General features: G+C 41.4%; 17 protein-coding genes, 1 tRNA gene and 1 riboswitch. Of the genes, 6 read left to right on the forward strand and 12 right to left on the reverse strand.

The features are described from left to right. Positions 1–7: 7 nt before the first annotated feature. The 3 genes from ACYZ0U_RS04025 to ACYZ0U_RS04035 all read right to left on the reverse strand — a co-directional run bounded on the left by ACYZ0U_RS04025 (position 8) and on the right by ACYZ0U_RS04035 (position 4,663). A complete protein-coding gene (locus ACYZ0U_RS04025) occupies positions 8–1,297 on the reverse strand; it encodes a serine hydroxymethyltransferase (protein ID WP_461450094.1) in 1,290 nt (429 codons plus the stop codon). 120 nt (positions 1,298–1,417) lie between these two features. Continuing rightward, complete coding sequence (locus ACYZ0U_RS04030; protein WP_461450096.1) at positions 1,418–3,826, reverse strand: ABC transporter permease; 2,409 nt, start codon at positions 3,824–3,826, stop codon at positions 1,418–1,420. Positions 3,827–3,919: 93 nt separating this feature from the next. Then, positions 3,920–4,663 (reverse strand): segregation and condensation protein A, encoded by a 744-nt coding sequence (locus tag ACYZ0U_RS04035; RefSeq protein WP_461450098.1) that lies wholly within the window; start codon positions 4,661–4,663, stop codon positions 3,920–3,922. Positions 4,664–4,838: 175 nt separating this feature from the next. On the opposite strand from ACYZ0U_RS04035, the gene dxs reads away from it, so the two are divergent. Continuing rightward, complete coding sequence (gene dxs, locus ACYZ0U_RS04040; protein WP_461453683.1) at positions 4,839–6,767, forward strand: 1-deoxy-D-xylulose-5-phosphate synthase; 1,929 nt, start codon at positions 4,839–4,841, stop codon at positions 6,765–6,767. A gap of 130 nt (positions 6,768–6,897) precedes the next feature. Here dxs and gmd read toward each other — a convergent pair whose 3' ends face one another. From gmd to murQ, 7 genes are all read right to left on the reverse strand, one after another. Next, on the reverse strand, positions 6,898–8,034 hold the full coding sequence (gene gmd / locus ACYZ0U_RS04045; protein ID WP_461450100.1) for a GDP-mannose 4,6-dehydratase: 1,137 nt from the start codon (positions 8,032–8,034) through the stop codon (positions 6,898–6,900). A 111-nt stretch (positions 8,035–8,145) separates the two neighbouring features. Next, positions 8,146–8,940 (reverse strand): SDR family NAD(P)-dependent oxidoreductase, encoded by a 795-nt coding sequence (locus ACYZ0U_RS04050; RefSeq protein WP_461450102.1) that lies wholly within the window; start codon positions 8,938–8,940, stop codon positions 8,146–8,148. A gap of 88 nt (positions 8,941–9,028) precedes the next feature. Then, positions 9,029–9,985 (reverse strand): methylenetetrahydrofolate reductase [NAD(P)H], encoded by a 957-nt coding sequence (gene metF / locus ACYZ0U_RS04055; RefSeq protein WP_461450104.1) that lies wholly within the window; start codon positions 9,983–9,985, stop codon positions 9,029–9,031. 130 nt (positions 9,986–10,115) lie between these two features. Continuing rightward, complete coding sequence (metH, locus tag ACYZ0U_RS04060) at positions 10,116–13,808, reverse strand: methionine synthase (protein WP_461450106.1); 3,693 nt, start codon at positions 13,806–13,808, stop codon at positions 10,116–10,118. A 150-nt stretch (positions 13,809–13,958) separates the two neighbouring features. Continuing rightward, positions 13,959–14,070: riboswitch (SAM riboswitch) on the reverse strand. Between the two features lie 120 nt (positions 14,071–14,190). Further along, positions 14,191–14,925: a Bax inhibitor-1/YccA family protein gene (locus ACYZ0U_RS04065; protein ID WP_461450108.1), complete on the reverse strand. Its 735-nt coding sequence runs from the start codon at positions 14,923–14,925 to the stop codon at positions 14,191–14,193. Positions 14,926–15,088: 163 nt separating this feature from the next. Further along, positions 15,089–15,655 carry a hypothetical protein gene (locus tag ACYZ0U_RS04070; protein ID WP_461450110.1) on the reverse strand — a complete coding sequence of 189 codons (567 nt, stop codon included), beginning with the start codon at positions 15,653–15,655 and terminating at the stop codon, positions 15,089–15,091. A gap of 111 nt (positions 15,656–15,766) precedes the next feature. After that, positions 15,767–16,576 carry an N-acetylmuramic acid 6-phosphate etherase gene (murQ, locus tag ACYZ0U_RS04075; protein WP_461450112.1) on the reverse strand — a complete coding sequence of 270 codons (810 nt, stop codon included), beginning with the start codon at positions 16,574–16,576 and terminating at the stop codon, positions 15,767–15,769. A gap of 181 nt (positions 16,577–16,757) precedes the next feature. Between murQ and ACYZ0U_RS04080 the strand changes: the two genes are divergently transcribed. Next, on the forward strand, positions 16,758–18,359 hold the full coding sequence (locus ACYZ0U_RS04080; protein ID WP_461450114.1) for a S41 family peptidase: 1,602 nt from the start codon (positions 16,758–16,760) through the stop codon (positions 18,357–18,359). A 58-nt stretch (positions 18,360–18,417) separates the two neighbouring features. On the opposite strand, the gene der is transcribed toward ACYZ0U_RS04080, so the two are convergent. Together der and era are read right to left on the reverse strand one after the other, a co-directional pair. Continuing rightward, positions 18,418–19,719, reverse strand: coding sequence for a ribosome biogenesis GTPase Der (gene der, locus ACYZ0U_RS04085; RefSeq protein WP_461450116.1), 1,302 nt, complete (start codon positions 19,717–19,719; stop codon positions 18,418–18,420). Positions 19,720–19,863: 144 nt separating this feature from the next. Next, positions 19,864–20,739, reverse strand: coding sequence for a GTPase Era (gene era, locus ACYZ0U_RS04090; RefSeq protein WP_461450118.1), 876 nt, complete (start codon positions 20,737–20,739; stop codon positions 19,864–19,866). 145 nt (positions 20,740–20,884) lie between these two features. On the opposite strand from era, the gene ACYZ0U_RS04095 reads away from it, so the two are divergent. From ACYZ0U_RS04095 to ACYZ0U_RS04110, 4 genes are all read left to right on the forward strand, one after another. Continuing rightward, a tRNA-Met gene (locus tag ACYZ0U_RS04095) sits at positions 20,885–20,957 on the forward strand. Positions 20,958–21,167: 210 nt separating this feature from the next. Beyond that, complete coding sequence (locus ACYZ0U_RS04100) at positions 21,168–22,361, forward strand: site-specific integrase (RefSeq protein WP_461450120.1); 1,194 nt, start codon at positions 21,168–21,170, stop codon at positions 22,359–22,361. A gap of 51 nt (positions 22,362–22,412) precedes the next feature. Continuing rightward, positions 22,413–23,318: a hypothetical protein gene (locus ACYZ0U_RS04105; RefSeq protein ID WP_461450122.1), complete on the forward strand. Its 906-nt coding sequence runs from the start codon at positions 22,413–22,415 to the stop codon at positions 23,316–23,318. 110 nt (positions 23,319–23,428) lie between these two features. After that, a complete protein-coding gene (locus ACYZ0U_RS04110; RefSeq protein WP_461450124.1) occupies positions 23,429–23,839 on the forward strand; it encodes a hypothetical protein in 411 nt (136 codons plus the stop codon). Positions 23,840–23,890: the final 51 nt, after the last annotated feature.

The raw sequence follows: 23,890 nt of genomic DNA on the forward strand, positions 1-23,890 counted from the left end.
ATGCTTATTAAGCCAACTCTTTGTTGTGCTTGTATAATGGAAAATCTTCCATCAATTTATGTACCCTTTTACGCACTTTTTTAATAGAATGTTCATTTTCAGGGTCTGATATTACGATATCTATCAATTCCACAATATGTTCCATGTGTTTTTCTTTCATACCACGTGTGGTAATAGCTGATGTTCCAACGCGTATACCAGAAGTAATAAATGGTGATTTGTCGTCATAAGGTACCATGTTTTTATTAATGGTGATATCAGCAGTAACCAAAGCATTCTCGATAGCCTTACCGGTAACATTTTTATTGCGCAGGTCGATCAGCATCATGTGATTATCAGTACCGCCTGAAACGATCTCGTAACCACGGTCAGTAAACGCCTTAGCCATTGCTGCGGCATTCTTTTTAACCTGTACAATGTATTTCATGTAATCCTCGCTTAAAGCTTCACCAAAGGCAATTGCTTTTGCGGCGATGATGTGCTCCAACGGACCGCCCTGTATACCGGGGAATACCGCCATATCCAATAAATTTGACATCATGCGGATCTCACCTTTTGGAGTTTTTATTCCCCATGGGTTTTCAAAATCTTTACCTAATAAAATCAGGCCGCCACGCGGGCCGCGCAGGGTTTTGTGAGTAGTTGTAGTAACAATATGGCAATGCGGCAGCGGATCGGTCAGTAAACCGCGAGCGATTAAACCGGCAGGATGCGAAATATCAGCCAAAACAAGCGCGCCGATCTCATCAGCTACTTTGCGGATAAATTCGTAATCCCAATCGCGCGAGTAAGCTGAAGCTCCGCAGATGATCATTTTTGGCTTTTCTTTTAAAGCTACTGCTTTAAGCTGTTCATAATCAACATAACCGGTATCTTTTTTAACCCCGTAAAAATGTGGAACATATAATTTACCTGAGTAATTAACTGCCGAACCATGTGTTAAGTGACCGCCATGCGAAAGATCAAAACCTAAAATTTTATCTCCGGGCTGTAAACAAGCCAGCATAACCGCGGCATTAGCCTGTGCACCAGAGTGCGGCTGAACGTTTGCCCATTCAGCATTGAATAGTTGCTTAGCACGTTCAATAGCGATGGTCTCTATCTCATCAACAACCTGGCAGCCGCCATAATAGCGTTTGCCCGGCAAGCCTTCGGCATATTTGTTGGTTGCTACAGAACCCGCAGCTTCCATTACCTGTAGGCTTACAAAGTTTTCAGATGCAATCAGTTCAATACCTTCTTCCTGGCGTTGTTGCTCTTCGTCTAACAGCTTAAAAATTAGTTTATCTCTTTTCATTGTGATTATTAAAACGCCGCTAAGTTAAATAATTAGAAATTAGCTTTAAGCCTTAAAATGGCATTTTTTGAGATTATGAGCTTGATGTTCAAACGATACGGAAGATGTACTTTACTTAATTTACTCGCTTCGTAAACTTTTAACCGGGTTAGCAAAAGCAGCTTTGATAGTTTGTAAAACGATTAAAACCGTAGTTATAACCGTAAGCAAGGCCACCGAAAAAACAAAAGGTGATAGGGAGATACTTACCCTGTATGCATAACCGCTCAACCACTTTTGCATGATAAGATAAGCAAGCGGACAGGCAATCACGCCTGCGATTATGACCACCCCTAAAAAATCTTTCAGGAAAAGCGAGGTTATACCCGCAACAGAAGAACCTAATACCTTGCGGATACCGATTTCTTTGGTGCGTTTTTGAATGCTTAAAGATATTAAACCTAATACACCAAGTAAAACTATTATCAAGGCTAAAACAGTAGCGATATAGGCTGCCTTTTTTAGCTGTAGTTCTGTAGCATAAAGATTTTTAAGCGCATCATCCATAAACTTATATTCAAATGGCGCGCCCGGTATAAGCTCGGCCCACTTCTTTTGTAAGGCAGATAGATTTTGTTGAATGTTGCCTGGCTTTAGCTTAACGGAGAAGTAACGGTAATAAGTACTGAAATTAACATTATTAAATGTGATTGGCAAGATCTTATCCTGCATTGATCCAAAGTGAAAATCAGCAGTAACGCCGCGAATGATAGATGCAACAGGGTAACCCGGCGACATTATTTTTTGGCCAATGGCTTCATCGTTATTTTTAAATCCCAGCGCTTTGGCTTCTGTTTCGTTGATCACCACATCGCTACTATCTGCAAGGTTAAAAACAGGTTTAAAAAACTGCCCTGCTTTTAATGGAATATTATAGGTTGAGGCATATTGATTATCAACTGTTAGGCCCTGGGCTACTACAGTTTGTGATGGGTTTGCACCTTCACGGTAAACCTGGTAATTACCGCCATTTGCACCATCCGGAATTACGTATGATAAGGTAACACTGCTTACCTGTGGCATTTGTGAAAGCCGGTATCGGATCTCCTCCATTTTTTGGACACCTTTTGGCGACCAGTCTCTTGGTACTTGTGAATAGATCACATAATCCTTACTGTAGCCTAAATTATTGCTAAAAAACAGGTTGACCTGCTGCGATACGATTACTGCGCCAATTAACACAATAGCCGCCGTAGCAAATTGAAAAACAACCAGTGATTTACGGAAAAGCACACTTTCCTTTACCGAAGCCAATTTCCCTTTTAGCGAGTCGACGGATTTTAATGAGGATAAAACTAATGCAGGATAAATACCTGCCAGCACACCAACAATCAAAGCAAACACAAATGGTACAGGTATAAAATAAACTGGGAAAGAAAACAATCCCATAATATCTTTCCCAAGAACATTACTAACAAAAGGTTTTGCTATTAAGTAAATGCCCAGTGAAACTACCATCGCCAGCATTACTATTAAAGTCGATTCAGTTAAAAATTGCCATATCAACTGTTTGCGTAAGCCGCCCATTACTTTACGGATACCCATTTCCCTCATTCTTCCCGAAGCCCGGCCTATGCAAATATTTACAAAATTGATAATTGCCATCAGTAAGATAAACAGCGCAATACAGGATAATGTATAGATCATTTTTTTAATTACGCCGCCTGAGGTAATCATGTTGTATTCTTTAAGCGGCACCAAATATGGGGTTAGGTTTTTGCTGATCTGTTCCGGTGCGTTTTTTTGCAGCAAAGCAACCATCGCCTTTTCAACCGCTTTGGGATCGGCGCCTTTTTTCAATTCAAGATAATCTACGATATAGGTATTATCCCAACCTGATAAATTTCTTTTGAAATATTTGGCAGCATCGGCATTAAAAAAGAAGTCGGAAATATTGCGGGTGCTTACGGAAGTAACAGAGTTTTGCGGAAGATTCCCCAATACACCCGAAACGGTAAAGTCGTGCTTGTCGCCTGAAAAGCTCTCAAAATTCAGCAATTGCCCAACTACGTCTTTACGGCCGAAATATTTAATCGCCATTTGCGAAGTAATCACTACCGAGAAAGGATCGTTTAAAGCGGTATTCGCGTTGCCGTGCAGCAATTTAAAGCCATACATGTTTAACAACGTGCTATCGCCTACCTGTACGGTTTCACGAAAATGCTTATCTCCTTTTGATACATTAGTGGTCACGCCATCAAACCGGTAATAATTAGCAACTAAGCCCGGATAGGTTTCCTTAAGGGCTTTTGGCAATTCCGCTGAACTACCAATTTCAAACCCCATATTTGGGTCTTTCCACTTACTTTGGATGATGTATTGATTGTCAGCATCCTTAAGATCTCGGTTAACCTGCAATTCGCTCCAAACATAAGCGCCGATCAGCAAGCTAAAAGCAATTCCTATTGATAGTCCGAAAATATTGATCATAGAGAATACCTTGTTTTTCCAAAGGTTTCGCCAGGCAATTTTAAAGTAGCTTTTGAGCATAGGATAATCGTTTAGTTAACACAAATATGCGCATCGATACCCGCTTATTTTTAGGCAGATATGTTAAATAGTGTTATTTATCCGCAGTAAATGTTAAACTGCCGCTATCCAAAAATTATTAAAGCCTAATCCAATCTCAATTTTAACCAGTTCCTGTTGCAACATCTCCAGCACGGCTAAAAAGTTGTATACAAAATGTACTTTATTATCCGAGTTCCCGGCAATGGATTTAAAATCGAGCATTTTGTTAATGCTCAGTAATTGTTTAATGGCCTCCTTTTCTTTTTCGATAGTGTAGGGATATTGAATGATGGTATGCGTAACCTGTTTTTCACGGCTTTCATAGTTTCTGTTTAGCCGGTCATAAACCATCATTAGTTTATACAGGCTTAGTTCCTGTAATTCATCGCCGGGTAATGGTACTTTTTCAACCTGCTCAAGGTCGTAGGCTATATTACCGCGTTTTTCCTGCTTAAAACGTTCATCTTCGTACGGACGAAGCTCTTCGCACACCTGTTTTATCTTTTTGTATTCGATCAGCTTGCGGATCAGGTCTTCCTTGTGATCTATTTCATTGCCCGCTTCGTCAACTTCATATCGCGGCAGCAGCATTTTCGCCTTGATTCGCATCAGCGTAGCGGCCACAAAAATAAACTCGCTGGCAACTTCCATGTTCAGCGTAGCCATGTGGTGCAGGTAATTCAGGAAATCGTCGGCTACTTTGGCAATCGGGATATCGTAAATATCAAGCTCATCACGCTCAATAAAAAACAGCAACAGGTCGAACGGCCCCTCAAACTGGGGGAGCTTAATTTCAAAACCATCTTCTGCAACCATAACTCAAAAATAGGTTAATTGGGGAGAAAAAGAAATCTCACATTCTCGTACTAAATCAGGTGGGAGATGCCGACTTAGGAGACAGGTGGGGTAAGGTAATATTTATTACACTAACCCTAACAATTTTAATAATAAAATAACTTACTTTGTAAGTTATAACTTTGTTTACATGGCAATGCAGGTACCCGCCGGGAATTTACTTCAAAATATAAACTATCCATTTGACCTAAAGCAACTTAGCGAAGAACAGCTGGAGCAGGTTTGCCAGGAGCTGCGCCAATATATTATTGATATTGTATCGGTAAATGGCGGCCACTTCGCCGCGAGTTTAGGCGTTGTTGAACTAACCGTTGCCCTGCAGTATGTTTTAAATACTCCTTACGACCAGTTAGTCTGGGATGTGGGCCACCAGGCCTACGGACATAAAATACTAACAGGCCGCCGCGATCAGTTTCATACCAACCGCTTGTATGGCGGTATCAGCGGTTTCCCAAAACGTTCAGAAAGTATTTATGATGCCTTTGGCGTCGGGCACTCGTCTACTTCCATTTCAGTAGCTTTGGGTATGGCAGTAGCTTCTCAATACAAAGGCGAAACCGACAGGCAGCATGTAGCCGTAATTGGCGATGGTTCCATGACGGCCGGTATCGCTTTTGAAGCCTTGAACCATGCCGGTATTGAAAATTCGAACCTGTTGGTTATCCTGAATGATAACAATATGGCGATTGACCCTAATGTGGGTGCATTAAAAGAATATTTAACAGATATAACCACTTCTAAACCATACAACCGTTTTAGAGATGATATTGCCGGCGTATTGGCAAAGATCTCATCAATGGGGCCTGATGCTTTTAAGATCGCTAAAAAAATAGAGAAAAGCATTAAAGGCACTTTGCTTAAACGGAGTAACTTTTTCGAGGCGCTGCAATTCAGATATTTTGGTCCAATAGATGGCCATGATGTAAAACACCTGGTTAAAGTGTTGAATGACCTTCGTGATATACCCGGCCCGAAACTATTACATTGCGTTACCACCAAAGGTAAAGGCTATGCTTTGGCCGAAAAAGACCAGACCAAATGGCATGCGCCGGGCCTGTTCGATAAGATAACCGGCGAGATCAAAAAAGTAAAATACGATAAGCCACAGCCTCCTAAATATCAGGATGTTTTTGGCCACACCATAATCGAGCTTGCCGAGCAGAACTCTAAAATAATGGGGATTACCCCGGCAATGCCTTCAGGTTGCTCATTAAACCTGATGATGAAAGCCATGCCTAACCGCGCTTTTGACGTAGGTATTGCCGAGCAGCACGCGGTGACTTTTTCTGCAGGATTAGCTACACAAGGATTAATTCCTTTCTGTAATATTTATTCCAGCTTTATGCAGCGGGCCTATGACCAGGTAATACACGATGTTGCCATACAAAAGCTAAACGTAGTATTCTGCCTTGACCGTGCCGGATTTGCCGGAGCTGACGGTGCGACACACCATGGCGCTTATGACATGGCTTACATGCGTTGCATCCCGAATATGACAGTATCAGCTCCTATGAACGAAGAAGAGTTGCGCAACCTGATGTTTACTGCACAGCAGGATGATATGGGACCGTTTGTGATTCGCTACCCGCGTGGCAATGGTGTAATGGTAGATTGGCAGCGCCCTATGAAAGCTATCCCGGTTGGTAAAGGCCGTAAAGTTTGTGATGGTGAAGAAATTGCTATTATTTCAATAGGTACTATTGGCAATGAAGTTGTGAAGGCAACTGAAAGCTTGAATGCTGATGGCTATAACCCTGCTCACTACGATCTGCGCTTTGTAAAACCTTTGGATGAAGCCTTATTGCATGATGTGTTTACAAAATTCAACAAGGTAATTACCGTTGAAGATGGTTGCCTTGAAGGCGGCATGGGCAGTGCGATATTAGAATTTATGGCCGATAATAAATACAAAGCTGATGTTGTGCGTTTAGGTATACCTGATCATGTTGTAGAACATGGTGAACAACCTGAGCTTTGGGCTGAATCCGGCTATGATGCCGCATCAATTGCTGTACGGGTTAAGGCAATGGCCGGAAAACGCAGCGCGCATATTATAGCTTCTTAATAAATGTGCAGATTAGTGGATGCGCAAATTGCAAATGAAACTGCATTAGTTTGCCTCAACTAATACTAATCATTATCTAAATCAAATAGTATCTGCATCTCCGCACATTTGCATACATGCACAATAGCCACTATTCAAAATAATTAAGCGTTTTGTAGCCGCCCTTTTTTAAATAATCGTCTTTTTTAACTAAATTAAAATCTGATTTAACCATGTCGCTAACCAGCGATTGCAAATCATATTTTGGTTGCCAGCCTAATTTTTGTTTTGCTTTGGATGGATCACCGATCAATAGATCAACCTCGGTAGGCCTGAAATATTTAGGGTCTACCTTTACAATGGTCTGCCCGAATCGCAAAGCATCAGGATTTAATCCTAACTCTTTAATTTTCTGTTCTTCGATATCGATAATAACACCTTTCTCAAACTGATCCCTGCCGCTAAATTCAACTTCGATACCTAACTCAGCAAAAGCCATTTTCACAAACTCCCTAACAGTGGTTGTAACGCCGGTAGCGATCACAAAATCTTCGGCCTTATCCTGTTGCAGCATCAACCACATGGCTTCAACATAATCTTTCGCATGGCCCCAATCCCGCTGTGCTGAAAGGTTACCCAGGTATAAATAGTCCTGCAAACCCAAGGCTATTTTTGATGCCGCACGCGTTATTTTCCGGGTTACAAACGTTTCGCCACGAACGGGGCTTTCATGGTTAAATAAGATGCCATTACAGGCATACATATTATAGGCTTCGCGATAATTTACAATGATCCAATAGCCGTATATTTTCGCTACAGCATAAGGTGAGCGCGGATAGAAAGGAGTTGTTTCGCTTTGTGGAACAGCCTGCACCAAGCCATAAAGTTCGGATGTAGATGCCTGGTAGATACGGGTTTTATTGGTTAGGCCTAATATGCGAACCGCCTCTAATATTCGTAAAACTCCGATTCCATCAGCGTTAGCAGTATATTCAGGGGTTTCAAAGCTTACCATTACATGGCTTTGCGCGGCGAGGTTATAGATCTCGTCGGGCTGAGTTTCCTGGATCAACCTGATGAGATTGGTTGAATCCGTCATATCGCCATAATGAAGTTTAAATTTCACATTAGGCTCATGCGGGTCGTGATATAAATGATCTATCCTATCGGTATTAAAAGATGATGACCTGCGTTTGATACCATGTACCACGTAACCTTTTTTTAGCAAAAATTCGGCTAAATATGCCCCATCCTGCCCTGTTATACTTGTTATCAGCGCTGTTTTCATCTCTAATAATATTTAATTATAGCACAATATTATTAATTTAATCGCGAAAGGCGAGTGCAAGGTAAAAGTAATACAAGTAAGGGTTTAAAACCCAGACTTGTATCATAATAATTACACCATCGTCTTTAGTACACCACCTTCAGCACGGATAGCAGCGCCATTAGTTGCGGCAGCCAATGGACTCGCCAGGTAGGTAACCATATTTGCAATTTCTTCAGTTGTTAAAAACCGTTGTACGATAGAAGTTGGGCGCATGTGTTTAAAAAAATCATCCTCGATCTGCTGCTTGGTTTTCTTTTGATCTTTTGCCAGACTTTCAATAAAACTACCTATACCTTCTGACATGGTTGGGCCAGGCAGCACAGCATTTACCGTAACATTAGTTCCTTTGGTCAATTCAGCTAAGCCGCGTGATATAGCCAGTTGTGCAGATTTTGTCATCCCATAATGGATCATTTCTGCCGGGATCTGCAAGGCTGATTCGCTTGATATAAAAATGATCCTTCCCCAGTTCTTTTTTATCATTTTATCAAAGTAAGCACGAGATAAACGGATACCACTCATCACGTTCACCTCGTAAAATTTTAGCCAGCCGGCATCATCAATAGCTGAAAATTCTTTCGTATCAAAAATAGCTACATTGTTTACCAGTATATCCACTTCAGGAACTTGCCTGATCAAAGCATCAATTTCATCTACTTTCGAAAAATCAGCAATAACGCCTGTCACTTTATCGCTACCGGTATCTGCCTTTATGTTTTTTACCGCGGCATCAACACGCGCTTGTGTACGCCCATTAACTATTACGCTTGCACCTTCGGCAGAGAGGCTTTTCGCAATGGCATAACCAATACCCGCGGTTGAACCGCTTACCAAAGCAATTTTATTTTTAAGTTGTAAATCCATGTTATTTGTATGTATCAACTTAAAACCTAGTACGGATTAATTAGTTTGAAACATAAAATAAGGTTGACATTGATATGATGTGAGCCTGTTAAAATATTGCTTCTGCAATCTTTTGAGTAGGGCCGGGGTTACTCATGGTATAAAAATGCAATACCGGAACCCCAAATTTTATTAATTCTTTACATTGATTGATCATCCATTCAATACCTAATTCTTTAACTTCTTTTTCGGTTTTGCAGGCATGTACCGCATCGCTCAAATCTTCAGGCATATCAATATGGAAAGTTTTAGCTAATCCTGTGAGCTGTTTTGATCCGGTAATAGGCTTTAAACCCGGAATGATCGGCACATTGATACCATTGGCACGGCAAGTATTTACAAAATCAAAATACTTTTGATTGTCGAAAAACATTTGGGTTACGATGAAATTCGCGCCCATATCAACCTTTTGCTTCAGGTATTTAAAATCAGTTTTAAGGTTTGGTGCCTCGAAATGTTTTTCAGGATAACCCGCAATACCGATACAGAAATCAGTCTTTAAGTTCTCATCGCCATGTTCATGCAGGTAAATGCCATTATTCATATTCACTACCTGCTGTAGCAGATCGGTAGCATAATTATGCCCGTTAGGCGTAGGCACAAATGATGCATCACCACGGCGCGCATCGCCACGCAGTACCAACACGTTCTCGATACCCAAAAACTGCAGATCAACCAAACCATTTTCGGTTTCATCCTTGGTAAAACCACCACACAACAAATGCGGAACGGTATCTACCTTATATTTATTCATAATGGCCGCACAAATAGCAATTGTGCCGGGGCGTTTACGATAGCTCAGTTTCTCCAGTAAACCATTTGGGTGTTCTTTATAAATAAAGTCCTCACGTAATGAAGTCACATCAATAAACGGCGGTTTAAACTCCATCAGAGGGTCAATTGCATCATAAATCCCTTGAATACTATGGCCTTTTAGCGGTGGTATTAGTTCGAAGGAGAATAAGGTTTTGCCGTTAGCGTTTTTTATGTGATCCGTGATTTTCATTTGGTTGTGTGTAAACTCTATATTTTTACCGTCATTGCGAGGAACGAAGCAATCTTTACATAAGCAAATCCGCAATGTATAATATAGAGATTGCTTGGTCCCTCGCAATAACGCTTTTTTACTTTCCCATTTAATAATTAAGATTAGGACTTAGCCATCTCTCCACCTCTTCCAAATCCATCCGCTTCCGCTTTGCGTAATCCTCAATTTGATCCTTGCTAATTTTACCCAACCCGAAATACCTTGATTGCGGATGCGCGAAATAAAAACCACTTACCGATGCAGCCGGTGTCATAGCTAAGCTTTCGGTTAAATGCATGTGGGCATTATCTTCAGCCTTTAGCAGCTCAAACAAAGTTGTTTTTTCGGTATGATCCGGGCAGGCGGGATAACCCGGTGCCGGGCGGATTCCCTGGTATTCTTCCTTGATCAGTTCAACGGTATCCAATTGTTCTGTCTTCGCATAACCCCAGTAATCCTTGCGGACAAGCTCATGCATCTTTTCAGCGAAAGCTTCCGCCAAGCGGTCGGCAAGGGCTTTGGCCATAATGCTGTTGTAATCATCATGATCCTTTTCAAATTCGGCAACCATTTCATCGCAACCAATTCCAGTGGTTACGGCGAATCCGCCCCAATAATCAGGGATCCCGCTTTCTTTAGGGGCGATAAAATCCGACAGGGCATAACAAGGTTCGCCCTTAACTTTCTCGGCCTGCTGTCGAAGCGTATAAATGGTAGTCAATACCTGCGTGCGGGTATCATCAGTATATAATTCAATATCATCACCTACGCTATTCGCAGGCCAAAAACCAATCACGCCATTGGCTTGTAAAAGCTTATTGTTAACTATTTTTTTCAATAGTTCCTGTGCGTCGTCATAAAGCTTTTTGGCTTCATCGCCCACAAACTTATCATCAAATATTTTAGGAAAACTACCCCGCAATTCCCAGGTATGGAAAAACGGTGTCCAATCGATATAAGGCACCAATTCTTCCAGCGGATAAGCTTCCAAAACCTTTGTTCCCAAAAATCTTGGCTTTGGTGGCATCATCCCATTCAGATTGATCTCGAATTTCTGTTTACGCGCTTCATCAATACTCACAAAACGTTTGTCAGATTTTTTATTCAGATGCGCCTCACGTGCTTTTTCGTATTCGTCTTTAATACCTTGAATATATTCGTCACGCCCGGTTTCGCTCATTAAATTACTGCAAACCGTTACGCTGCGCGATGCGTCCAAAACATGTATAGCAGGCCCCGAATAATTTGGCGCGATCTTCACCGCGGCATGGATCCTTGAGGTAGTTGCTCCACCGACAATAAGTGGAATGGTAAAATTCTGGCGTTCCATCTCCTTGGCGAAGTGAACCATTTCATCTAATGATGGTGTGATCAATCCGCTTAAACCTATAATGTCAACTTCCTGCTTGATAGCTTCTTCAATAATGCGTTGTGCGGGCACCATCACGCCAAGATCTATCACTTCAAAATTATTACAGGCTAAAACTACGCCTACTATATTTTTACCAATATCGTGCACATCACCTTTAACCGTAGCCATTAAGATTTTACCGGCATTGGCGCGCGAGTCGGCTGCGGTATCTTCGCCAGAGGCCAAAACACGTTGTTTTTCCAGTTCGATAAATGGCAGCAGGTAAGCCACTGCCTTCTTCATCACACGGGCCGATTTTACAACCTGTGGCAGGAACATTTTACCCGAACCAAACAAGTCACCCACGATATTCATGCCGTCCATTAATGGCCCTTCAATCACCTCTAAGGGACGGGCATACTTTTGACGGGCTTCTTCAACATCTTCGTCCAGGTATTCAATAATTCCTTTTACCAAGGCATGTGATAATCTTTTCTCTACCGGATCTTTACGCCATTCCTCATCACGTACGATCACTTTGCCTTTACTCTTGATGTTATCTGCAAATTCCACTAAACGCTCGGTAGCATCCGGGCGGCGGTTTAATAGTACATCCTCAACAAGCTCTAACAAATCCTTCGGAATCTCCTGGTAAACTTCCAGCATACCGGCATTCACGATGCCCATATCCATACCCGCTTGAATAGCATGGTAAAGAAAAGCCGAGTGCATCGCCTCCCGCACAACATTATTACCGCGGAACGAGAACGAAATATTACTAACCCCGCCGCTAACTTTGGCATATGGCAGGTTTTGCTTTATCCAGCGGGTGGCTTCAATAAAATCAACCGCATAGTTGTTGTGCTCTTCAAGTCCGGTTGCAACCGTTAATATGTTCGGGTCGAAAATAATATCCTGTGGCGGGAATCCAACTTCATTCACTAAAATATCATAAGAACGCTGGCAGATCTCTTTACGCCTCTCTAATGAATCTGCCTGACCAACTTCATCAAAAGCCATCACAACGGTAGCAGCACCGTAACTCATGATCTTGCGGGCGTATTCCTTAAACTTCTCTTCGCCTTCTTTTAATGAGATGGAGTTCACGATACCTTTTCCCTGTAAACATTTCAACCCGGCCTCGATAACGGTCCATTTAGATGAATCCACCATTATTGGCAGCTTGGCAATATCCGGTTCTGAAGCTACCAGGTTCAGGAATTTCACCATTACCGCTTCCGAATCGATCATCCCCTCATCCATGTTAATGTCGATCACCTGCGCCCCACCTTCTACCTGCTGCAAAGCAACGGTTAGGGCAGCTTCGTAATCCTCGCCCAATATCAACTTTGAGAATTTTGGCGACCCAGTAATATTGGTACGTTCACCCACATTCATAAATACACTTTCGGGTGTCAGCGTTACCGCTTCCAAACCACTCAGCCGCATGTAAGGTTGTATTTCAGGTATTTTTCTTGCAGGATATTGGGCAGCCTTATCTGCTATACATTTAATGTGCTCGGGCGTTGTACCACAGCAACCGCCGACAATATTCACCAACCCGGCCTGCATAAAATCATCTACCTGGTGGGCAGTTTCATGCGCGGTTTCGTCGTACTGGCCAAACTCATTTGGTAAACCCGCGTTTGGATAGGCCGAAATAAATACATCAGCAATATTGGATAATTCCTCTAAATGCGGGCGCATTTCCTTCGCACCTAAAGCGCAATTCAGGCCAACGGATAACAAGTTTGCATGGCGGATGGAATTCCAAAATGCCTCAACGGTTTGCCCCGATAAAGTACGCCCTGAAGCATCGGTGATCGTACCGGAAATCATGATCGGCAAATGCTTGCCCGATTCTTCAGCATACCTATTGATCGCGAAGAGTGCAGCTTTGGCATTCAGTGTATCAAAAATGGTTTCCACCAACAACATATCCGAACCGCCATCAACCAAACCCCTAACCTGGTCGTAATAAGCCGAAGCCAGGTCATCAAAAGTAACCGCACGATAACCCGGGTCGTTAACATCGGGTGATAAAGAAGCTGTTCTATTCGTAGGCCCAATGGCACCTGCTACAAAGCGTGGCTTGTCAGGTTTTTTTTTTGTGTATTCATCAGCAACCTCTTTGGCTATGCGTGCGCCTTCATAGCTCAACTCATAAGCCAGTTCTTCCAGGTGATAATCAGCTAATGAAATTACTTGTGTGCTGAAGGTATTGGTCTCGATAATATCAGCGCCGGCATCCAGGTATTCGGCATGTATTTGTTTAATAACGTCGGGCCGTGTGATGTTCAGCAGGTCGTTATTTCCCTGCAGGTCTGATATATGGTCACGAAATCGCTCTCCACGAAAATCCGCCTCGGTCAATTGGTACCGCTGTATCATGGTGCCCATTGCCCCGTCAATTACGAGTATGCGTTTTTCTAATTCTTTTCTGATATCCATTGTTGAGTACTAAGTAGCGAGTATCAAGTATCAAGACCCAAATTTGATCTCAAAACATCAGTCCAAATGCAAGCGCAATCTTGTTACTTGATACTAATTATTTGATACTAAAAAAAGCTTATATCGAAAAGTCGGGCGATAACTGACTTTCGCTTATCTTTCCTAACCCTGTGTGTTTAAGTTAAGTAGAATGTAGCACCTTGTGAAGCACAGGTTGCTAAGACATCGCAGGGTCTAATCCCTCCGTCTTTCTCTATAAGCATTGCAAATGTGCGTAATAAATTGGTAATATGCAATAGGGATGAAAACCATGCTATCTCACGCTCTTGTCATAAAAAAAGCCGTCTCTTTCGAAGACAGCTTTCAATAATTGCTTTTATGATTAGCGTCTTCTACCGAAAATACGCATCATCGACATAAACAGATTTATAAATGTGGTATACAGTACAAATGCACCGATAATTACCAACTTTTTCGATTGCTCATTACCATATTCAATACCTGCACCTATTCGTTTAAGCATTTGCATATAATAAGCGGTTAAACCAACCATAATAGCTACGAACAGGAAGCTGATGATATAATCTAACTGTGAGCTTCTGAAAAAGAAGTTAACCAAACTGACTACGAATACACCCATAAATATCATGAATAGGATAGAGCCGAATTTGCTTAGATCCATTGATGTTCTGTAACCAGCTATTGCCATTATACCGAACACTAATGATGCGCTCAGGAATACGCTGAATATTGAACCGGAAGTGTAGATCAAGCCAAAGATACTAAGAGTAATACCAATAGCTACTGAATAAGCCAAATAAAGCACAACCATTGCTGTGTAGGACAAGCGGTTAAAGCCAAAGTTTATAACCAATGAGAAAGCAAGCGGCGCAAATATGGCCACATAGCCTAAACCTGTAAAACCACCTGCAACCGGATCAATGATCAGGCTTAAAAGGCTTGGTGTAAGAAAAAATTCAAACGCGGTAAATGCCGAAACGCCCAATGCCACAAACATCCAGGCAAAAACTTTTGCCAAATACTTGCGCGATGCGGTTTCGCTGTCATCTAATTGTACTACACTATTATAAGTGTAATTAGGATTATTACTTTCCATTTTTTAAAATTCTATTTTCTTTTTTTGGGTTATACAAATTTAGATATTAGATGTGAGATTTTATACATGAGATTAAATCCCATCACGCATAATATCGGTTTTTAAATCTATGATATAGATATCAATATTCTTATATGGTTTAATCAAATCTTATACCGCGATGCTAATTAAGCCGTTTTGTCAGTTGTTCATCAATTTGTTTAAAAACCTGCAGCGGTTTTAACGCCCGCCAGTTCATTTCGTCCAGTCCTCCGCCAAAGTTGATATAGTAATCGATATTGTTACGCTTAAACTCTTCGATCACATGATCACGAAAATTGATACCGGCTACCCAGCCATCCTCTACTTCCTGGAACCATTCCTCGTAATAACAATCGTCTGAAGAGTGGAAGTTTAGTACATTCTCGCCAATTAATATAAAATGCGTTACCCCCTGGTCGGTCATTAGGTCGATCAGTTCCCGCTTCATCAGCATAATGTCATTGTTGATGGCGTCGTTCCATTCACCTATAAACTCAATAATGGTATACCCGATGTCATAATCAACATACAATACTTTTAAATATAAGGTATTTGAGCCAAACGAATCCCATTGCGGGTGCAGCAAATAGTTATATACCTGCTTATCAAACTCAAACTCACTATACTGCGTAGCATAAAAAGGCGAAAATTCGTCCTCTGATGCTACGTAGTCATCTCTCCAACGGTAATATGGTTCTATTTCGTGCATTCTTTTTTATGTGCAGATGTGCGCATATGCAAATGTGCGGATTTTATTTAATGAGATGCAAATGGATCAATTAGAGCATTCGCGTATCTGCACATCAGCATATTTGCACATCTATTTTTTTTTATAAGCATCAACCGCTAATCTTACACTGCCGTGTTCTTTTAGCAAATCAGCGGAGGTTGCTTCGTCCAAGCCAGTTTCAGCCATGATCATACGCATACCACGATCAACCAGCTTGTTATTGGTTAGCTGCATGTCTACCATTTTATTTCCTTTTACCCTGCCCAACTGTATCATTACGGCGGTGCTAAGCATATTCAACACCAGCTTTTGGGCGGTACCGGCCTTCATACGGGTTGAGCCGGTTAAAAATTCAGGTCCGGTTATTACTTCAACCGGGTATTGTGCTTCTGCCGCTACAGGGCTGCCACTATTACATACGATGCAACCAGTAGCAATATTATACTGGTTAGCCATTTTTAACCCGCCGATTACATATGGCGTAGTGCCCGACGCCGCTATTCCAACCAAAACATCCTTTTCATTAATACGATATTCTTGCAGATCAATCCAGGCTTGCTGTGCATCATCTTCAGCAAATTCCACCGCTTTGCGGATTGCGCTATCTCCGCCGGCGATAATACCGACAACCATATCAAATGGCACACCGAAAGTTGGAGGGCATTCTGAAGCATCAACAATGCCCAAACGGCCGCTGGTGCCTGCACCAATGTAAAATAACCTGCCGCCTGATTTCATTCTTTCAGCAACAATACTTACCAGCTTTTCAATCTGCGGCAATGCTTTGGCTACTGCAAATGGAACAGTTTGATCCTGGTCGTTTATATTCTGGAGGATGTCGCCAACAGGCATTTGCTCCAGGTTATTGTATAGCGAGCTTTTTTCGGTGGTAGATTCCATTGCGGCTGTTTTTACAAAATTGGTTAAAATTGGGACACGATTATAGGATTGGATAGATTTTTATTTTTTAAGATGACCCAAAAATATCAAGTCAATAAAAATGACAAATTAAGTAGAAGTTAAAGAATTTCACTTCTACTAATCGCCCCAATTGGCTAACTTTGTGAGCGACACGTTTGGTATGAAAAAAAGCGCCGGCATTATTTTCAGGTCTGTTATTTTAATTTTGATAGGGGTAGCTATCGGCCTGCTTGTTGGCGACAACAGTTTTTCATCAAAATATTTCGGCGAGTCCGTTTCCCAAAGTGATAAGCTCGCAAAAGTACTACAGCTCGTTCGCCAAAATTATGTCGATTCTGTAAATGTAGATAGTGTTGAGGGTGTTACTGCAAATAATTTATTGCAAAACCTCGATCCGCACTCTACCTACCTGCCGCCCAAACAAGCACAGGCTATTCATGATAAATTAGAGGGTGGTTTTAGTGGTTTCGGGGTTGAGTATCAATTATTGCGTGATACACTTTTTATTACCCAGGTTTATCCCGGCGGACCGGCTGAAAAGGCGGGTTTAGCAAGTGGGGACGCGATCATCGATATCAACAATCAAAAATTTTCAGGAACGAACCTTACAACTGAAAAAGTAGACAACGTATTTACCAATGCAAAGCAAACACAACTGGTTTTTAATGTACAAACACCAAACGACGAGCAAAAAGAAACTTTTACCGTAAAACGCGGCTACGTGGATTTAAGCAGCATTGATGCTTATTATATGGCTACGCCAACGATAGGTTATGTAAAGATCAGCAAGTTTGCGTCCACTACAGATAAGGATTTTCGCCATGCCTTGATCGACCTTAAACAAAAGGGAATGAAAAAGCTGATCCTCGACATCCGTGGCAATGGCGGTGGTTACCTGAATACCGCGACTGCCTTGGCTGATGAGTTTTTAACCAAGGGCCAGCTCATCGTTTTTACAAAAGGATCACATGAACAACGTACGGATTATTTCGCTACTGATTCCGGCGTATTTCAGCAAGGTAAAATGGCGGTACTGATTGACGAATATTCGGCATCAGCAAGTGAAATATTGGCGGGTGCTTTACAGGACCTGGACAGGGCAACCATTATTGGCCGGCGCTCATTTGGCAAGGGTTTGGTGCAGGAACAATTTCCTTTTGATGATGGATCGGCAGTAAACCTTACTGTAGCCAGATATTATACCCCGTCAGGCAGGTCGATACAAAAATCATACGCTGAGGGAGTGGATAATTACCATGCAGAACTGTCCAACCGGATGAAAAAAGGCGAACTTTTTACCGCGCAAAGCAATATGGATGACAGCCTGTTCAAAAAACAATCGCCCTATCATACCTTGAGCGGCAAAACGGTATACAGTCACGGCGGTATTATGCCTGATATTTTTGTCCCTGCGGATACTACAGAAGAAACCCAACTCATACAGGAGCTTGACGATAACCAACTATTTACCGCTTATGTGCTCGACAGGATGCAGCCAACCTTAAATAAATATTCCAATGAGGCAGACTTTGTAAATCACTTTTCGGTAAGCGGGCCAATGTTTGACGATTTTATTATTTATGCTTCAGGAACTATTAAAGAAATGGATTCTACCGATATCATTATATCTAAGCAAACCATCAGGCTGCTATTAAAAGCTTACGCAGCGCGTTTTAAATGGGGCGACCAGGCCTACTACGAAACGGTAAATAATGATGATGCCGGCTTTAAGAAAGCTGTTAGAAATTTGAGCCAGGATTAGAGAATGTGCCAATGCGTAGATAGGTAGATGTGCAGATAAGGTTATTTGCACATCAAAACTATTTCTGCCTAAACCAAACCTGTACCGGGGCTCCCTGGAAATCGAAATGCTCTCTTAACTTATTCTCTACAAAACGGTAATATGGTTCTTTTACATATTGCGGCAGGTTGCAAAAGAACGCGAACATTGGCGATGAGCCTGCAATTTGGGTTGCATATTTGATTTTTACGTATTTGCCTTTGGTTGATGGTGGGGGATAAGCCTCAATAATAGGTAACATAACTTCATTTAATTTTGAAGTAGGGATGCGTTTAGCACGGTTGGCATAAACCTCGTTAGCTACATCAATCACCTTTAACACGCGTTGCTTTTCTGTAACGGAGGTAAATACAATAGGCACATCAGTAAACGGCGCTATCTTTTCGCGAATCATTTCTTCAAAAACTTTAATGGTTTTATTGTTCTTTTCAATCAAATCCCATTTATTTACTACGATAACGATACCTTTTTTATTCTTCTCGGCAAGGTGAAAAATATTGATGTCCTGCGACTCAATACCTTCAACAGCATCAAGCATCAGAATGATCACGTCGGCTTCTTCAATAGCCTTGATGGTGCGCATTACCGAGTAAAATTCGATATTCTCTTTTACCTTGGTTTTTTTACGCATCCCGGCAGTATCAATGAGCATAAAATCATGACCGTACTGGTTGTAATGAATATGGATAGAATCACGGGTTGTGCCGGCTATTGGCGTAACAATATTACGTTCCTTACCGATCAATGAATTGATGATAGAAGATTTACCCACATTCGGGCGACCAACTATCGCATACTTTGGCAAGGTATTCGGTTCAGTTGGTTCATCATCAAAATGCTTAACAACATCGTCCAATAACTCACCTGTACCCGAACCGGTCATGGATGATATATTGTATAACTCACCCAATCCCAGGCTATAGAAGACCATTGAATCTGCTAACAACGAGGTATTATCCATTTTATTAACCACCACAAATACCGGCTTTTGGCTTCTGCGTAATAATGAGGCGATCTCATCATCCAGGTCGGTGATGCCTGTGGTAACATCAACCACAAACAAAATAACGCTTGCTTCCTCAATGGCGATGATCACCTGCTCGCGGATAGCCGCTTCAAAAACATCTTCAGAATTGGCCACATAACCACCGGTGTCAATTACCGTAAAGCTGTGGTGTGTCCATTCAGAAACACCGTAGTGCCTGTCGCGCGTTACGCCGCTTACGTCATCAACAATAGCCTTGCGGCTCTCGGTTAAACGGTTATATAAAGTTGATTTACCTACGTTAGGCCTGCCCACTATGGCTACTATATTGCTCATTTTTTATTAGATGTGAGATGTAAGACTTGATATATGAGTTTTACTTCACATTCAAATCAACATCGATATATAAAACAAGATATTAGCGTAATCAGATGCGAAACCAAAGGGCTCCAATCTCATATCTAATATCTCAAATCTTTCTTATTCGTACCCAAATTTTTTCAGGTAATTTTTTTTGCTGCGCCAGTCGGGTATAACTTTAACAAACATTTCCAGGAACACTTTCTTCTGGAAGAATTCTTCCATATCGCGGCGGGCGTAAGTGCCTACAATTTTGAGCATGCTGCCGTCCTTGCCGATCAATATGTTTTTCTGTGAATCGCGCTCCACAATAATTTCGGCACTGATTCGGTGCAGCGTTTCCCCCTCAACAAAGGCAGTAACAATTACCTCACTGCTGTATGGGATCTCTTTTTTGTATTGTTTAAAGATTTGCGCACGAATCATCTCCGAAGCAAAAAACCTATCGTTACGGTCCGTCAGCGCGTCCTTTTCATAGTATGGCGGATGTTCGGGCAAGTGCTCAATTACAAAGTTCATTACCGCAAGCACGTTGTAATCTTTTAAGGCTGATATCGCGAAGATCACTTTTGGGTTTAATTTCTCTTTCCAAAATTCAACCTTTGCCTTTACCGTTTCTTCGTCGGATTGATCTACCTTATTGATCAACACCGCAACGGGAGCCTGTGTACCTGATAATTTCTTCAACACGTCCTCCTCATCGTATTCTTCGTAGATGTCGGTAACCAAAAGGATCAGGTCGGCATCAACAATAGAACCATCAACCTGGTGCATCATGCTTTCGTGTAAAGCATAGTGCGGTTTGATAACGCCGGGTGTATCAGAAAACACGATCTGGTAGTCCTCTTCATTAACAATACCTAAAATACGGTGACGGGTTGTTTGCGCCTTTGGGGTGATGATGGACATTTTTTCGCCCACGAGTGCATTCATCAGTGTTGATTTACCTGCATTTGGCTTACCTATTATACTTACAAATCCTGCTCTGTGGGCCATAAAAAAATAAATGAAATAATATTTGGACTGCAAAGAAACGAATTATATCTTTGCAGTCCAATTTAAACAGGATGTAAATTGCATTTTTGGTTTAGATGGCACACTTTTAGTAGTTATGAACTAAGAGTTATAATAACAAAAACAGTGCGGGATGGAGCAGTTGGTAGCTCGTCGGGCTCATAACCCGAAGGTCGTAGGTTCGAGTCCTGCTCCCGCTACCTGAGTAAAAAAGAAAGCCTTTAATCGCAAGATTAGAGGCTTTTTTGTTTTACACCTATTTGTTTTGGAGATAAAGAGGTACACAATAAGGTACACAGGTTTCTTTTCCGAGGTACACAATGAAAGCTCTGTAAAGCATTGTAAATCAATTTGTAATACCGGTTCTCTGATTTATCATTTTTTAAAATTAGACAATCATGGGACACAACATGAACATCCTTTTCTTCTTTTATAAGTCGAAAGTGAATGTTAAGGGAACGGCTCCTATCTTCTGCCGAATCACATTAGAGACAAAACGTAAACAATTCTCTACTGGTATTTACATAAAAGAACAATCCTGGAATACATTAGCTCAACACGCGAAGGGTAACTCAACGGATGCACAACAAACGAACAGTTCAATTGACACTATCCGACAGAAGCTCAATAAAGCCTTTGACGAATTAAACAAGGAACGTGAATACTTTGTGCTTGATGAAGTTTACAATCGTTACACAGGTGCTGACAAGGAGTATAAGACGTTGCTTCAGGCCTTCGATTACCACAATGAGAAGATGAAAGCACTTATTGGCATGGACTATGTTCAAGCCACCTATGATAAATTTGTAGTGATACAGAGCCACGTTTCAGACTTCATTCGTGAAAGATTCAACGTAACTGATTACGCATTAAGCTTCATAAAACTTAACTTCCTAACTGAGTTAGATCACTACCTAAAAGTAACTAAAGGGCACAATCAGAACACCATTAACAAAGTCATCGAAAGGGTTAAGAAGGTCATGAAGATTGCAGTAGGCAATGGATGGGTGACCAACGACCCCTTTCTGCTTTATCAAAAGAAGAAATATACTAAAGAAGTTGTGTTTCTTAGCAATCAGGAACTAAAGAAACTTGAGGCGCATAAGTTTGCGCAAGAAAGACTTGCTGTCGTGAGAGATTGCTTTATATTCTCTTGCTATACAGGATTAGCTTATAATGAAGCAGCCATACTTACTAAACAACACATCCAACTTGATGAAACGGGCACACTGTGGATTGATATGGTAAGACAGAAAACTCAGCGACCGATCACGGTACCAATGTTGCCTAAAGCGTTGAGGCTTATAAAGAAGTACGGTTATCCTGACAACAATGGATTGCTACTGCCTGTTATATCCAATCAAAAGATGAACTCTTACCTTAAAGAGATTGCTGAAGTTATTGGTATAAACAAAGTTTTGACACATCACATAGCCAGGAAAACTTTTGCATCAACAGTACTTCTTAACAACGATATACCTTTAGAGATCGTATCATTCCTTCTCGGCCATAGTAAAACTACTACAACCGAATCTCATTACGCCAAAGTTGTAAAAGAGAACGTAATGAGCCATATTGCCAAACTCAATGAGAGGCTTAAGTAGAACTTCAAGTTGCAGAGTAGTATCACTACTCTGCTTTTTTTATCTTCGCCCATGGAATTTTTCATCGTTCGACCTGACTATGCACAGATTGCTAAGTATCATCAGATTTCTATTTCGAGAGAGGATCTCGTTAAGTTAAAGACAGACAAACAGAAGTTACAATACTTAAACAAGTTAACAAAGGAACAATCCAAGCATGGCATAGAGCTGATGATTGAACCCTACGACAAAGATGGCAAAGTCTTATTCGACGATGAGCATGTTAAAGAGGTACTGGTTGAGTTTGAAGTAATTTTAGAGCGATACAACTTAGTACAGCATAGAGAGAACCTATTGTTCATGATAGTCAACTTGGTTCAATCTTTGAATAGCAACTTTGATTATCTACAATATGAATCTTATGAGTTCCAGCAACGCTTGAAAGAGTTGGCTGGTTTCATGTACAGCCTTAAGAACAATCCCAAAGACAAGAAATATACGTTGACATTGAAATCTAAGGATAGGGAGACAAGTAAAGCAATGGACACCTTCAATATCACCGATCAAAAGTTGATCGAGTGGATGGCAAAGTTTGTTATGGATGTGATAGACGGAGGAGAAGCCCCTGTCTACCTGTTTGGGATCTACGAAAATGCAGTGAATCGAACAAAATCATCTGGTCCAACAATACTTAGAGAGCTGAAAGATGCTGCATCACTTACCAACAAATCAACCACTCAGAGTCGAAATAAGCAGACAGCTGGCCATTTTTGCTTATGTCTCATTCCTTATTTGGAAGGAGAAACGTCTTTGAAGGTCGCGGAACGCTGGAAGACCAATGATAAGCAGTTGAGATTCCTTTATGAGATTTGTATGTTATTTGATTTGATGGACAAACAATTTGACCCTGACATTAAGGATGTTACACCAGAGAGACACATGAGAACGTTGTTGAATGACACCAGAAATAATCTTTAACTTAAGGTGGTAGAAAAAGCTTAGGAAAGTTCCACATATCTATCAAACAAAGGTTTTGAGTGTTGGCGACCTTGCAAGTGCCAACGCACTAAGGCTGCGGCAAAACTAAAATGAATCACTTATTTAAAAGTGCAAAAGACACAAAAGATGTGTCACACAGCAGTACTGCTACATTGTTAACTGCTCAAATGTTCTTTGGCAGAAACGGAGAAACACCTTATGAGGTGCCAGAGAAATTCCTAAGCTTTGGAGAAAGCTTACGACCCAAGGAAGCCAATGACTGGCAAAAACTTGTTTTGTGTTTGAAAAACAACATGAAGATGGATGGCAACCCTGCCACCGGTGTTGATGCTGGCAATAGGCCGTACACATTTCATAGGGTGTACAAATCCAGGGCAACATTGGGTTTTAAGATGATCAACGGTGGAGGGATGCCGCAACTGATCGAGGATTACCAAGAAGGTAAAATCCTAATCGGCTTTACTTTGGATGACCTTATAGAAGAAGCCAAGAAAGTCTAAACTATTGCTTGGGAGCGATCCAGCTCCCAAGCTTTTCAAACAATTTACTAA

This window comes from Mucilaginibacter sp. (assembly GCF_965225845.1).
Classification (GTDB): domain Bacteria; phylum Bacteroidota; class Bacteroidia; order Sphingobacteriales; family Sphingobacteriaceae; genus Mucilaginibacter.

Excerpts from the sequence above, each read along its gene's own strand:
- ACYZ0U_RS04025 (WP_461450094.1), bottom strand. The coding sequence starts at position 1,297 with ATGAAAAGAGATAAACTAATTTTTAAGCTGTTAGACGAAGAGCAACAA.
- ACYZ0U_RS04030 (WP_461450096.1), bottom strand. The coding sequence starts at position 3,826 with ATGCTCAAAAGCTACTTTAAAATTGCCTGGCGAAACCTTTGGAAAAAC.
- ACYZ0U_RS04035 (WP_461450098.1), bottom strand. The coding sequence starts at position 4,663 with ATGGTTGCAGAAGATGGTTTTGAAATTAAGCTCCCCCAGTTTGAGGGG.
- dxs (WP_461453683.1), top strand. The coding sequence starts at position 4,839 with ATGCAGGTACCCGCCGGGAATTTACTTCAAAATATAAACTATCCATTT.
- gmd (WP_461450100.1), bottom strand. The coding sequence starts at position 8,034 with ATGAAAACAGCGCTGATAACAAGTATAACAGGGCAGGATGGGGCATAT.
- ACYZ0U_RS04050 (WP_461450102.1), bottom strand. The coding sequence starts at position 8,940 with ATGGATTTACAACTTAAAAATAAAATTGCTTTGGTAAGCGGTTCAACC.
- metF (WP_461450104.1), bottom strand. The coding sequence starts at position 9,985 with ATGAAAATCACGGATCACATAAAAAACGCTAACGGCAAAACCTTATTC.
- metH (WP_461450106.1), bottom strand. The coding sequence starts at position 13,808 with ATGGATATCAGAAAAGAATTAGAAAAACGCATACTCGTAATTGACGGG.
- ACYZ0U_RS04065 (WP_461450108.1), bottom strand. The coding sequence starts at position 14,925 with ATGGAAAGTAATAATCCTAATTACACTTATAATAGTGTAGTACAATTA.
- ACYZ0U_RS04070 (WP_461450110.1), bottom strand. The coding sequence starts at position 15,655 with ATGCACGAAATAGAACCATATTACCGTTGGAGAGATGACTACGTAGCA.
- murQ (WP_461450112.1), bottom strand. The coding sequence starts at position 16,576 with ATGGAATCTACCACCGAAAAAAGCTCGCTATACAATAACCTGGAGCAA.
- ACYZ0U_RS04080 (WP_461450114.1), top strand. The coding sequence starts at position 16,758 with ATGAAAAAAAGCGCCGGCATTATTTTCAGGTCTGTTATTTTAATTTTG.
- der (WP_461450116.1), bottom strand. The coding sequence starts at position 19,719 with ATGAGCAATATAGTAGCCATAGTGGGCAGGCCTAACGTAGGTAAATCA.
- era (WP_461450118.1), bottom strand. The coding sequence starts at position 20,739 with ATGGCCCACAGAGCAGGATTTGTAAGTATAATAGGTAAGCCAAATGCA.
- ACYZ0U_RS04100 (WP_461450120.1), top strand. The coding sequence starts at position 21,168 with ATGAACATCCTTTTCTTCTTTTATAAGTCGAAAGTGAATGTTAAGGGA.
- ACYZ0U_RS04105 (WP_461450122.1), top strand. The coding sequence starts at position 22,413 with ATGGAATTTTTCATCGTTCGACCTGACTATGCACAGATTGCTAAGTAT.
- ACYZ0U_RS04110 (WP_461450124.1), top strand. The coding sequence starts at position 23,429 with ATGAATCACTTATTTAAAAGTGCAAAAGACACAAAAGATGTGTCACAC.